Consider the following 12,619-nt stretch of genomic DNA (forward strand, 5'->3'; position numbering starts at 1 on the left):
CAGGAGTCCGGCGGCGCCCTGTGGATAGGTTCTCCTGCATGGAGATGGAGAACGCCCTGCGTCCCGCCACCGTCGTCTGCGCCGTCCTGATCCTCACCCTGCTCGCCGGCTGGGTCCTCGACCTGCTGCTCCGCCAGGCCGACGCCCGGCACGCCGAGACCCCGCTGTGGGGACTGCTGCGCCGCTGCGTCCTGCCGTTCCGGCTGGTCCTGGCCACCGCCGCGCTCCAGGCCGCGTACCGGCCGGCCCACGTCCTGCCCGGCCGCGCGGCCGCCGTCGGCCACGTCCTGACCCTGGTCCAGATCGCCTCGACCGCCTGGCTGCTCGTCGCCGTCGCGACCGCCGTCGTCGACTCCGCCTACGCCCGCTACGCCGCCTCCGCGCCGGACGACGCCCGGGTGCGGCGGGTGCGCACCCAGGTCACCCTGATCCAGCGGGCCCTCACCGCCGTGGCCGTCGTGGTCGCCGCGGCCGCGATGCTGCTGACCTTCCCCGCGATGCGCACCGTCGGCGCCTCGGTGCTGGCCTCGGCCGGGGTCCTCGGCATCGTGGCCGGCATCGCCGCCCAGTCCACCCTGGGCAACCTCTTCGCCGGACTCCAGATCGCCTTCGGCGACACCGTGCGCATCGGGGACACGGTGGTCGTGGACAAGGAGTGGGGCACGGTCGAGGAGATCACCCTGACCTTCCTGGTGGTCCGCACCTGGGACGAGCGCCGCATCACGATGCCGGTCTCGTACTTCACGAGCAAGCCCTACGAGAACTGGTCGCGCGGCGGCGCCCAGATGACCGGCACCGTCTTCTTGCACCTGGACCACTCGGCCCCGGTCGCCCTGATACGGGACCAGCTCGCCGAAATCCTCAAGGGCGTCCCCGAATGGGACGGCCGCACCGGCAGCCTGGCCGTCACGGACACCACCCCGAACACCATCGTGGTCCGCGCGGTGGTCACCGCGAAGGACGCCGACGACCTGTGGACCGTGCGCTGCGCGGTCCGCGAGCGCCTGATCACCTGGCTGGCCGCCGAACACCCCCACGCCCTCCCCCGCGTCACCACCGCGGAGGCGCCCCCGCGCGACTGAGGCCGCTACGCGCTGCGCAGGCTGCGGACGTCCAGGTGGCGCAGTACGCGGTCGACGATCTCCGGGTCGGCCCCCGGCTCGCTGCGGGCCGACAGGACCTCGTGGCGGGCGGCGGACATCATCTCCCGCTGGATGCGCTGGACCTGGCGGATCCGCTCCACCCGCTTCGCGTACGCCTCGCGCCGCTCCTCGTCGACCAGGTCGGGGCTGATCCTCGCGCCCACGTCGTACGCGCGCCGGTACAGGACCTCGACGAGGTCCTCCGGGAGGTCCTCCACCTCCTCGATCTCCCGCAGCCGCCGCTTGGCCGCCTTCGCCGCGCGCAGCGCGAGCGCCCGCTCGGTCTCCCGTTCGGCGTCCGTGTCCGCCTCCACCCCCAGCCGCCGCACCAGCCAGGGCAGCGTCAGCCCCTGGAACACCAGGGTGGCCATGATGACGGCGAAGGCGATGAACACGATCTCGTCCCGGTCGGGGAAGGGCTCCCCGGCGTCCGTCCGCAGCGGGATGGCCAGGGCCAGCGCGACGGAGGCCACCCCGCGCATCCCCGCCCACCACATGACCACGCTCTCCCGCCAGCTGAGCGGGATCTCCTCGTCGTAGTCGCGCCGCCCGTGCAGCTTCTTCGCCAGCCAGCCCGCCGGCAGCAGCCACGCCAGGCGTACGGCGACCACCACCGCGATCACGGCCGCCGCCCAGCCGGCCATCTCCCCCTCACGGCCCCGCGCGACGCCGAAGACGTTGTGCAGCTCCAGTCCGATCAGCCCGAAGGCCACACCGGTGACGAGGACGTCGACGACCTCCCAGAAGGTGTGGCCGGCGAGGCGGCCCAGCACGTCGTCGGCGTCGGTCGCGTACTCGGCGAGGAACAGGGCGGTGGTCAGCACGGCCAGCACCCCCGAGCCCCGGAGCTCCTCGGCCAGCACGTACGAGACGAACGGCACGAGGAGGGTCAGCCCGATCTGGAGGGTGGCGTCCCCGAGCCGGCCCATCAGCCGGTTGGTGGCCCAGCCCAGCGCGAACCCGATGGCCACGGCCACCACGGCGGACAGCACGAACTCCCCGAGCGCGTCGGGCCAGGAGAAGCTTCCGCTCACCGCGGCCGCGACGGCCACGTGGTAGAGGACGATGGCGGTGACGTCGTTGAAGAGCCCCTCGCCCTCCAGGATCGACACCATGCGCCGCGGCAGCCCGAGCGAGCCGGCCACGGCGGTGGCGGCGACCGGGTCGGGCGGGGCGACGAGCGCGCCGAGGGCGACGGCCGCCGCGACGGGCAGCCCGGGGACGACGGCGTTCGCGACGGCGGCCACGGCGGCGGTGGTCACGAAGACCAGGGCCACCGCCAGCAGCAGGATCGGGCGGACGTTGGCCGCGAACTGCCGCCAGGAGGTCCGCTGCGCGGAGGCGTACAGCAGGGGCGGCAGCACCAGCGGCAGGATGTACTCGGGCGGGACGTCGACATTGGGCACGGCGGGCACCAGCGCCAGCACGACCCCGCCCAGGGTCATCAACACGGGCGCGGGCAGCCCCAGCCGGTCCCCGAGCGGAACGGTGACGACGGCCCCGAGCAACAGTACGAAGAGCAGAGCGAGCTGATCCACTCCCCCACCCTGCCAGGGGGCTGCGCCGCTTCCGGGGATTGAGCCCCCGGGAGGTGCGCCCCGCCAGGGGGCTGCTACTGGCTCTCGGCGCGGATGACGTCCAGGGCGTGCTGGAGGTCGGCGGGGTAGCCGCTCTCGAACTCGACCCACTGCCCGTCGGCGGGGTGCTCGAAGCCCAGCCGCACCGCGTGCAGCCACTGCCGGGTCAGACCGAGCCGCTTGGCGACCGTCGGGTCCGCGCCGTACGTCAGGTCGCCCACGCACGGGTGCCGGTGCGCCGACATGTGCACGCGGATCTGGTGCGTACGCCCCGTCTCCAGCTTGATGTCCAGCAGCGACGCCGCCCGGAACGCCTCGATCAGGTCGTAGTGCGTGACCGACGGCTTGCCGTCCTGGGTCACCGCCCACTTGTAGTCCGCGCTCGGGTGGCGCCCGATCGGCGCGTCGATGGTGCCGCTCATCGGGTCCGGGTGCCCCTGCACCAGCGCGTGGTACCGCTTGTCCACGACCCGCTCGCGGAACTGGTTCTTCAGCGAGGTGTACGCGCGCTCCGACTTGGCCACGGCCATCAGGCCGGAGGTGCCGACGTCGAGGCGGTGCACGATGCCCTGCCGCTCGGAGGCGCCCGAGGTGGAGATCCGGTAGCCGGCCGCGGCGAGGCCGCCGATGACGGTGGTGCCGGTCCAGCCGGGGCTCGGGTGGGCGGCGACGCCCACCGGCTTCATGATGACCACGATGTCGTCGTCGTCGTGGACGATCTCCATGCCCGGAACCGGCTCGGCCACCAGCTCGACCGGCCGCGGCGGAGCGGGCATCTCGACCTCCAGCCAGGCCCCGCCGTGCACGCGCTCGGACTTGCCGACGACACTGCCGTCGACCGAGACCTTCCCCTCCGCCGCCAGTTCGGCCGCCTTCGTCCGGGAAAAACCGAACATACGGGCGATGGCGGCGTCGACGCGCTCGCCTTCGAGGCCATCGGGAACGGGCAGGGTGCGGATCTCGGGAATCGTACTCACCCGTCGAGTATGCAGGACTCGGCGGAAGACCATTCCCGCCCGCGCCCCGGCGTCAGTCCTTGTGGACCGTGCCGTCCGGGTCGAGGCCCTTGAACGACAGCAGCACGATCAGGATCCCGCCGCACACGATCGCCGAGTCGGCGAGGTTGAACACGGCGAAGTGGGCCGGCGCGATGAAGTCGACGACGGCCCCCCGGAACACGCCCGGCGAGCGGAAGATCCGGTCGGTCAGGTTCCCCAGCGCGCCGCCCAGCAGCAGGCCCAGGGCGATCGCCCAGGGCAGGCTGTACAGCTTGCGCGCCAGCCGGACGATCACCACGATCACGGTCGCCGCGATCACGGTGAAGATGATCGTGAAGGCCTCGCCGAAGCCGAAGGCCGCGCCGGGGTTGCGGATCGCGTCGAACTTCAGCAGGTTGCCGACGATCTCGATCGGCGGCCGGTGCTCCAGCCGGGCCACGACCAGCATCTTGCTGCCGAGGTCGAGCAGGTACGCCAGCACCGCCACGATCAGCAGCGCCGCGATCCGCCTGCGCCCCCGGGGCGCGCCGGGCTCCGACTGCGGCTCGGCGTCGTCCCCGACCTCCGGCGTACCGATGATGCGCTCCGCCTCTGCCACGTGAGTCCCTCGAACTAGCTCGATCCCGACGAGACACGAGAGTACGTCAGTGTGCGTACGTCCTGGCTAGTGCCTTCGCTCCTGCTTCTGCTTGCAGTCCACGCACAGCGTGGCGCGCGGGAAGGCCTGCATGCGGGCCTTGCCGATGGGCTTGCCGCAGTTCTCGCAGAGCCCGTACGTGCCCGCCTCCAGGCGCTCCAGCGCCCGCTCGGTCTGCTCCAGCATGGAGGTGGCGTTCGCGGCCAGGGCCAGCTCGGACTCCCGGGTGATGTTCTTGGTGCCGGTGTCTGCCTGGTCGTCGCCCGCGCCGTCGCCCGAGTCCCGCATCAGGCCGGAGATCGCCATCTCGGAGGCCTCCAGCTCCACGCGCAGCCGCATCACCTCGGAGAGCAGCTCCGTACGGGCCTCCGCGACCTCCTCGGCGGTCCAGGGCTCCTCCCCGGGGCGTACGGCGAGCTCGCCGGGGGCCGTGGCCGTGAGGCCGCCCGCTGTGTCGTCGGCCGTCTTGCGGGCCGTGCCCGCGGTCTTCTTGGCAACCACTTTCCGAGCTCCCGTCTTCCGCGCGGCCGGGGCCGCCCCCTGGGTCGCGGCCGCCCCGGCCGCGCCCTTTCCCGTACCCCGCCCGGTCACGGCGTCCGCCGTCCCGGCGGGAGCCTCCGCGACCGACCCGACCGCGGCCTTCCCGGCCGCCGCCCTCTTGCCCGCGGCCTTGGCGGCCGAGCCCTCGCCCACCGCCGCCTCCGCAGCCGTCGCCTTGGCGGCCGAAGCCTTGCCCGCCGCCGCCTCCGCACCCGTGGCCTTGGCGGCCGAGGCCTCGCCCGCCGCCGCCTCCGCAGCCGTTGCCTTCTTGGCCGGGGCCTTCTTGGCCGGGGCCTTCTTGGCCGGGGCCTTCTTGGCCGGGGCCTTGGCGGCGGACGCCTCGCCCGCCGCCGCCTCCGCGGCCGTGGTCTTCTTGGCCGTGGCCTTCTTTCCCGGCGCCGGCTTCGCCGCCGCCTTCTTCGCGGGGGCCTTTCCGGCCGCGGCCTTCCTCGGCGCCTTGGCCGCCGTCTTCGCGGCCGCCGCCTCGTGGGCAGCGGCCCCCGGGGCCGACGGCTTCTCGACCGGAGCCTCCTCAGCCACCGCCTTCTCGGCCGTGGCCTTCTTGGCCGTGGCGTTCTTGGCCGACGCCTTCTTCGCCGGGGCCGCGCCGGAGGCGGTCTTCTTCGCCGCGGCCTTCCCGGCCGCCGCCGTTTTCACCGGCGCGGCCCGTTCGGCGGCAGCCGTGGAGCCTGGCACCGCAGCCACCTCCCGTGTCGCCGTCTTCTTCGCCATCATGGCCGCGGCCCCTTTTCACCGGATGTGGCCTTTTTAGCCAAATCGTGCCGGAACGATAAATCGGCTCCGGTCCCACGGCAACGGGGCACGCGTCCATCGAGGTCAACCTGCATCCGTTGTGCCCAGCGGGAGCCCCCGTAATCCGCCCCGCCCGCCCCCGCGGATCCCGGCCGCCCCGCCCGGCCGTCCGGGTCACGCCCCGCACCCCCGCCGCGACCCGCCGCGCCCCGCCGTAAACCGGTCGGCCGAGCCGCGCCCCGGCCCGTACACTGGGCGCAGCGAAAGGCATGGATGGGGACGAGTAGCGTCGGACGCAGCCAGGAGCGACCCGGGGACGGTGAGAGCCCGGGGGCGAGCGCGACGTGAAGGATCACCCCGGAGCCGCCGGAAGAACGCCGCCACCACGGCCAGTAGAACCGGCTTCGCACCCCAATGAGGGGGCCGCCGGACCCGTCCGGAGGCCAAGGAGGGTGGTACCGCGGGAGCAGCAGACGGCTCTCGTCCCTCCGGACGGAATTGACACCCCGCCGGAGGAAGAGTTCAGCCTCATGACCACACCGCCCCAGTACCGCCCGGTACCCGCCCAGGTCGACCTGCCCGCCCTCGAGCACGCCGTCCTCGACTTCTGGCGCGAGAGCAAGACCTTCGCCAAGACGCTGGAGCAGTCCGAGGGACGCCCCGAGTGGGTCTTCTACGAGGGCCCGCCCACCGCGAACGGCATGCCCGGCGCGCACCACATCGAGGCCCGCGTCTTCAAGGACGTCTTCCCCCGCTTCCGCACCATGCGCGGCTACCACGTGGCCCGCAAGGCCGGCTGGGACTGCCACGGCCTGCCGGTCGAGCTCGCCGTCGAGAAGGAGCTCGGCTTCAACGGCAAGCAGGACATCGAGGCGTACGGCATCGCCGAGTTCAACGCCAAGTGCCGTGCGTCCGTGACCCGCCACACCGACGCGTTCGCCGAGCTCACGACCCGCATGGGCTACTGGGTCGACCTGGACGACGCGTACCGGACCATGGACCCCGAGTACGTCGAGTCCGTGTGGTGGTCGCTGAAGGAGATCTTCAACAAGGGCCTGCTCACCCAGGACCACCGCGTCGCCCCCTGGTGCCCCCGCTGCGGCACCGGCCTCTCGGACCACGAGCTGGCGCAGGGCTACGAGACGGTCGTCGACCCCTCCGTCTACGTCCGCTTCCCGCTGACCTCCGGCCCGCTCGCCGGCGAGGCCGCGCTGCTGGTCTGGACGACCACCCCCTGGACCCTGGTGTCCAACACGGCGGTGGCCGCACACCCCGACGTCACGTACGTCGTCGTCACGAACGGCGAGGAGAAGCTCGTCGTCGCCCAGCCGCTGCTGGAGAAGGCGCTCGGCGAGGGCTGGGAGGCCACGGGCCAGAGCTTCACCGGCAAGGAGATGGAGCGCTGGACGTACCAGCGCCCCTTCGACCTCGTCGAGTTCCCGACCGAGGCCCACTACGTCGTGAACGCCGAGTACGTCACGACCGAGGACGGCACCGGTCTGGTCCACCAGTCCCCCGCCTTCGGCGCCGACGACCTCGCGGTCTGCCGCGCCTACGGCCTGCCCGTCGTGAACCCGGTCCGCCCCGACGGCACCTTCGAGGAGGAGGTCCCGCTCGTCGGCGGCGTCTTCTTCAAGAAGGCCGACGAGAAGCTGACCGCCGACCTCGACGCGCGCGGCCTGCTCTTCAAGCACATCGCCTACGAGCACAGCTACCCGCACTGCTGGCGCTGCCACACGGCCCTGCTCTACTACGCGCAGCCGTCCTGGTACATCCGCACCACCGCCGTCAAGGACGCGATGCTGCGGGAGAACGAGAAGACCAACTGGTTCCCCGAGTCGGTCAAGCAGGGCCGCTTCGGCGACTGGCTGAACAACAACATCGACTGGGCTCTCTCCCGCAACCGCTACTGGGGCACCCCGCTGCCGATCTGGCGCTGCGAGGAGGACCACCTCACCTGCGTCGGCTCGCGCGCCGAGCTGAGCGAGCTGTCCGGGCAGGACCACTCCGACCTGGACCCGCACCGTCCGTACATCGACGACGTGACCTTCACCTGCACCGCCGAGGGCTGCTCCCTGGAGGCCGTGCGCGTCCCCGAGGTCATCGACGCCTGGTACGACTCGGGCTCGATGCCGTTCGCGCAGTGGGGCTACCCGTACAAGAACAAGGAGATCTTCGAGAAGCGCTACCCGGCGCAGTTCATCTCGGAGGCGATCGACCAGACCCGCGGGTGGTTCTACACCCTGATGGCGGTCGGCACGCTGGTCTTCGACAAGTCCTCCTACGAGAACGTGGTCTGCCTGGGCCACATCCTCGCCGAGGACGGCCGCAAGATGTCCAAGCACCTGGGCAACATCCTCCAGCCGATCCCGCTCATGGACCAGCACGGCGCGGACGCGGTGCGCTGGTTCATGGCGGCCGGCGGCTCCCCGTGGGCAGCACGCCGCGTGGGCCACGGCACGATCCAGGAGGTCGTCCGCAAGACGCTCCTCACGTACTGGAACACCGTCGCCTTCCAGGCCCTGTACGCGCGGACGTCCGGCTGGGCCCCGTCGGCCGCCGACCCGGCGCCGGCGGACCGCACGGTGCTGGACAAGTGGCTGCTGTCCGAGCTGAACACCCTCGTCTCCGAGGTCACGGAGGCGATGGAGGCGTACGACACCCAGCGCGCCGGCAAGCTGCTGTCCGCGTTCGTGGACGACCTGTCCAACTGGTACGTGCGCCGCTCGCGCCGCCGGTTCTGGCAGGGCGACAAGGCGGCCCTGCGCACGCTGCACGAGGTCGTCGAGACGGTCACCCGGCTGATGGCCCCGCTGACCCCCTTCATCACGGAGCGGGTCTGGCAGGACATGGTCGTCCCGGTCACCCCGGACGCGCCGGAGTCGGTGCACCTGTCCACCTGGCCGACGGCGGACGCCGCGCTGATCGACCCGGTGCTGTCGCAGCAGATGCTGCTGGTCCGCCGCCTGGTGGAGCTGGGCCGTGCGACGCGCGCCGAGTCGGGCGTCAAGACCCGCCAGCCGCTGTCGCGCGCGCTGGTCGGCGCGGTCGGCTTCGACGCGCTGTCGCCGGAGCTCCAGGCGCAGATCACGGAGGAGCTGAACGTCTCCTCCCTGGCCTCCCTCTCCGAGGTGGGCGGCTCGCTGGTGGACACGACGGCGAAGGCGAACTTCCGGGCGCTGGGCAAGCGGTTCGGCAAGGGCGTCCAGGACGTGGCGAAGGCGGTGGCCGCGGCGGACGCCGCGGCTCTGTCCCTCTCCCTCCGTTCCGGCTCGGCGGTCGTGACGGTGAACGGTGAGGAGGTGACCCTCACCCCGGAGGAGGTCATCATCACCGAGACCCCGCGCGAGGGCTGGTCGGTGGCCTCGGACTCCGGTGCGACGGTCGCCCTCGACCTGGAGATCACCCCGGAGCTGCGGCTCGCGGGCCTCGCGCGTGACGCGATCCGGCTGATCCAGGAGGCCCGGAAGAACTCGGGCCTGGACGTCGCGGACCGCATCGCGCTGCGGTGGTCGTCCACCTCCCCGGAGGTCGTCACGGCCCTCACGGACCACGCGGCCCTCATCGCGGACGAGGTCCTGGCGACGGACTTCGCCTCCGGCGACGCGGACGCCACTTACGGCGACCCCTTCACGGACGAGTCCCTGTCCCTGACGTTCCGCCTCCGCAAGGCGTAACCCTCACCAAGGCGGCGCCCTCCCCGTGCGGGGGGGGCGCCGCTTCGTGCGTTTGAGGCGCGCGGGGGTCCGGGTACGGAAACGGGCCGGGCCCGGGTCCCCCTCAGGGGAACCGGGCCCGGCCCGTAGTGACTGCCGACGGCTACGTCAGTTGTCGTCCTCGTCGATCAGGAAGCCCCGCATGGGCGACGGCGCCTGCTGCATCGGCTGCGGAGCAGCCGGCCGCACCGGAGCCATCGGCTGCGTCATGGCCGGGGACATCTGCTGCTGCCCGCCGTAGGACGGGGCACCGCCCATCGGGGACGGGCCGCCCATGGGCGAGGGACCGCCCATCGGGGAGGGGCCGCCCATGCCCATCGCGCCGGCCGGAGCCATCGACGGGGACGGCGACGGCGGAAGGGCCGGGCCGGCCGGGGTGCGCGGCGGGGCCAGGGAGTCGTCGGCCTGGGTCTCCAGCTGGCGCAGCTGCGACTCCAGGTAGGACTTCAGACGAGTACGGTACTCGCGCTCGAAGCCCCGCAGGTCCTCGACCTTGCGCTCCAGCGTGGCACGGGCGGACTCCAGGGAGCCCATCGCGACGCGGTGCTTCTCCTGCGCGTCCCGCTCCAGCGCGTCGGCCTTGGCACGGGCGTCCCGCTCCAGGCCCTCGGCGCGGCTGCGCGCCTCGCCGACGATCTTGTTGGCCTCGGAGCGGGCCTCCGCGATCGCCTGGTCGGCGGTCTGCTGCGCGAGCGACAGGACGCGGGCGGCGCTGTCGCCACCGGGGCCCTGCTGCGGGAGCTGCGGCTGCTGCATCTGCTGCATCTGCTGGCCCATCGGCTGCATCTGCTGACCCATGGGCTGCATCTGCTGGCCCATCGGCTGGCCGAGCTGGTTCTGGCCGCCCATGGACTGCTGCTGCATCTGCTGCTGCATCTGCTGCTGCTGGCCCATCTGCTGCTGCGGCGCCATCGGGTGCTGGCCACCCATGGACTGCTGCTGCATGGGGCCGCCCATCGGGCCCGGACCCTGCGGTCCGTGTCCGCCGGGGCCGGGGGGCAGCTGGGGCTGGCCGCCCGGCAGCTGCGGCGGGCCCATCTGCGGCTGCTGCTGCTGCGGCGGGCCGGATATGGCCGCCGGCACGGGGGCGCCCGGGCCGCGCTGGTCCTGGGGTTCGGGCTTGCGCATGTTGGCCTGCTGCTGGCTCTGCGCGGCGGCGCGCGTGGCGGCGGCCAGCTTCGCGCGCAGGTCCTCGTTCTCGCGCAGCAGGCGCGTCAGCTCGGCTTCGACCTCGTCGAGGAAGGCATCGACCTCGTCCTCGTCATAGCCTTCTCGCAGGCGGACGGTCGTGAACTGCTTGTTCCGCACGTCCTCGGGAGTCAGCGGCATGTCTTCTTCACCTCTACGTAGTCGTCGGCAGTCGGCAGGACCGTATCGGGACTGTCCCCGCAGGCGCGGGGGAGCTCATCGTTCACACGCTTCTCGCAGCGGTGCTCACGAAGCTGATGAGGATGTAAACGATGATCATCAGAACGAAGAAGGACAGGTCGAGCGCCACGCCCCCGAGACGCAACGGCGGAATGAACCGCCGAAGGAGTTTGAGCGGTGGATCGGTGACAGTGTAGGTGGCCTCCAGAACGACCACCATCGCCTTGCCGGGTGCCCATGAACGTGCGAACTGGAACACGTAGTCCATGACCAGTCGGAAGATCAGCACGATGAGGAAGCACATCAGCGCGATGTAGACCACCTGCAGTGCGATGCCCATCCCGCGCTTCCCTCTCCCCTGCTCCCGCTCTGTTCCCGGTCCCGTATCTGACGGATCGGTCTAGCTTTGGTTGAAGAACCCGCCCTCCGCGATGCGGGCCTTGTCCTCCGCCGTGACATCGACGTTAGCAGGCGACAGCAGGAACACCTTCTGTGTCACGCGTTCAATACTGCCGTGCAGACCGAAGACGAGGCCGGCCGCGAAGTCGACCAGACGCTTCGCATCGGTGTCGTCCATCTCCGTGAGATTCATGATCACCGGAGTGCCCTCACGGAAGTGTTCCCCGATGGTACGGGCCTCGTTGTAGGTCCGGGGGTGCAGCGTCGTGATGCGGTACGGCTCCCGCTCGGAGACGACCTTGGGCATGATCACGGGGGCGTTCTTCTCCAGGTTGGTGCGGTCAGGTGTGATGGATGCCACGGGGGCAATTCGCGCGGGACGTCCGTTTTCTGACGGAATTGGGAGGGGTTCGCGCGGCGCCGGCGGCTGCACCGCTCGTACCGGTTCGTCCGTTACGGGCGATTGGTGCACGGGCTGCTGTCGCCGCTCCCGCTCCCGGGGACGCTCGGGCTCCGGCTCGGGCTCGAATTCGTCATCGGGGTCGTACCCCGGGTTGTCGTACCGGTCGTCCTCCACGAGGCCGAGGTAGACCGCCATCTTGCGCATCGCGCCGGCCATTCTCCGAGTCCTCCGCTCTGTGGTGGATCGCCCTGTCGCAGGTGTCGCTGTGTCACCAAAGTCACCAACTGCCCGCGATCCACGTGGTCTGTCCGCTCATCTGCGGAAATGACCATATTTTCTGCTGTGGTCCGACTTTCTTCGCGACGTTACCCGAGCCGGGGTCTCGCGCCGAGTACCGCAGTGCCGACGCGTACATGTGTCGCACCGGCCAGGACGGCCTGTTCCAGGTCGGCGCTCATTCCCGCCGACACCATCGTGGCAGCCGGATGGTCCGCGCGCAGGCCGGATGACAATTCCATCATCCGCTCGAAGGCCGCCTGTTCGCGTCCCGCGTAGAGCCCGGCGAGCGGGGCGACCGTCATGATGCCGTCGATCCGCAGCCCCGGCGCGGCGGCGACGAGGTCCGCCAACTCGGCCAGCTGCTCCGGGGCGGCACCGCCCCGGGTCCCGCGCTCCCCCGACTCGGCGTCGAGGGCGATCTGTACGAGGCAGCCGATCTCCCGGCCCTGCGCCACCGCCGCCGCCGAGAGCGCCGTGACGAGCTTCGGCCGGTCGACCGACTGCACCACGTGCGCGTATCCGGCCACGGAACGGACCTTGTTCGTCTGCAACTGGCCCACGAAGTGCCAGTTCAACGACAGATCCGCGCAGGCCGCCGCCTTGGGGGCGGCATCCTGGTCCCGGTTTTCCGCCACATGACGGACACCCAGGTCCGCCAGCAGTCGTACGTCGGTCGCGGGGTAGGTCTTGGTGACCACGATGAGGGTCACCTCGTCCCGGGCGCGGCCCGCCGCCGCGCAGGCGGAGGCGATCCGCTCCTCCACCCGCGCGAGGTTCTCGGCGAGCTCGGCCTTACGATCCGTCATG

10 protein-coding genes are annotated in these 12,619 nt (G+C 71.6%); 2 read left to right on the forward strand and 8 right to left on the reverse strand.

The annotated features are described in order from the left end of the window. Positions 1-44 precede the first annotated feature (44 nt). On the forward strand, positions 45-1,082 hold the full coding sequence (locus tag ACFY0O_RS07525; RefSeq protein WP_388944533.1) for a mechanosensitive ion channel family protein: 1,038 nt from the start codon (positions 45-47) through the stop codon (positions 1,080-1,082). A gap of 5 nt (positions 1,083-1,087) precedes the next feature. On the opposite strand, the gene ACFY0O_RS07530 is transcribed toward ACFY0O_RS07525, so the two are convergent. From ACFY0O_RS07530 to ACFY0O_RS07545, 4 genes are all read right to left on the reverse strand, one after another. Further along, positions 1,088-2,680 carry a Na+/H+ antiporter gene (locus ACFY0O_RS07530; protein ID WP_388943939.1) on the reverse strand — a complete coding sequence of 531 codons (1,593 nt, stop codon included), beginning with the start codon at positions 2,678-2,680 and terminating at the stop codon, positions 1,088-1,090. A gap of 74 nt (positions 2,681-2,754) precedes the next feature. Beyond that, positions 2,755-3,696: an RluA family pseudouridine synthase gene (locus ACFY0O_RS07535; RefSeq protein ID WP_388943942.1), complete on the reverse strand. Its 942-nt coding sequence runs from the start codon at positions 3,694-3,696 to the stop codon at positions 2,755-2,757. Positions 3,697-3,748: 52 nt separating this feature from the next. Beyond that, complete coding sequence (gene lspA, locus ACFY0O_RS07540; RefSeq protein WP_388943945.1) at positions 3,749-4,315, reverse strand: signal peptidase II; 567 nt, start codon at positions 4,313-4,315, stop codon at positions 3,749-3,751. A 66-nt stretch (positions 4,316-4,381) separates the two neighbouring features. Continuing rightward, positions 4,382-5,590 carry a TraR/DksA family transcriptional regulator gene (locus ACFY0O_RS07545; RefSeq protein WP_388943948.1) on the reverse strand — a complete coding sequence of 403 codons (1,209 nt, stop codon included), beginning with the start codon at positions 5,588-5,590 and terminating at the stop codon, positions 4,382-4,384. Between the two features lie 587 nt (positions 5,591-6,177). Between ACFY0O_RS07545 and ileS the strand changes: the two genes are divergently transcribed. Then, positions 6,178-9,324 carry an isoleucine--tRNA ligase gene (gene ileS, locus ACFY0O_RS07550; protein ID WP_388943950.1) on the forward strand — a complete coding sequence of 1,049 codons (3,147 nt, stop codon included), beginning with the start codon at positions 6,178-6,180 and terminating at the stop codon, positions 9,322-9,324. A 147-nt stretch (positions 9,325-9,471) separates the two neighbouring features. On the opposite strand, the gene ACFY0O_RS07555 is transcribed toward ileS, so the two are convergent. From ACFY0O_RS07555 to ACFY0O_RS07570, 4 genes are all read right to left on the reverse strand, one after another. Next, positions 9,472-10,692, reverse strand: a complete 1,221-nt coding sequence (locus ACFY0O_RS07555) for a DivIVA domain-containing protein (RefSeq protein ID WP_358898570.1) — start codon at positions 10,690-10,692, stop codon at positions 9,472-9,474. Between the two features lie 82 nt (positions 10,693-10,774). After that, on the reverse strand, positions 10,775-11,071 hold the full coding sequence (locus tag ACFY0O_RS07560) for a YggT family protein (RefSeq protein WP_362055456.1): 297 nt from the start codon (positions 11,069-11,071) through the stop codon (positions 10,775-10,777). Between the two features lie 60 nt (positions 11,072-11,131). Next, entirely contained in the window at positions 11,132-11,749 is a 618-nt protein-coding gene (locus tag ACFY0O_RS07565) for a cell division protein SepF (protein WP_045949551.1), read from the reverse strand. Positions 11,750-11,898: 149 nt separating this feature from the next. Further along, entirely contained in the window at positions 11,899-12,618 is a 720-nt protein-coding gene (locus ACFY0O_RS07570; protein ID WP_388943955.1) for a YggS family pyridoxal phosphate-dependent enzyme, read from the reverse strand. Position 12,619 lies beyond the last annotated feature (1 nt).

This window comes from Streptomyces sp. NPDC001594, from assembly GCF_042893675.1.
Classification (GTDB): Bacteria; Actinomycetota; Actinomycetes; order Streptomycetales; family Streptomycetaceae; genus Streptomyces.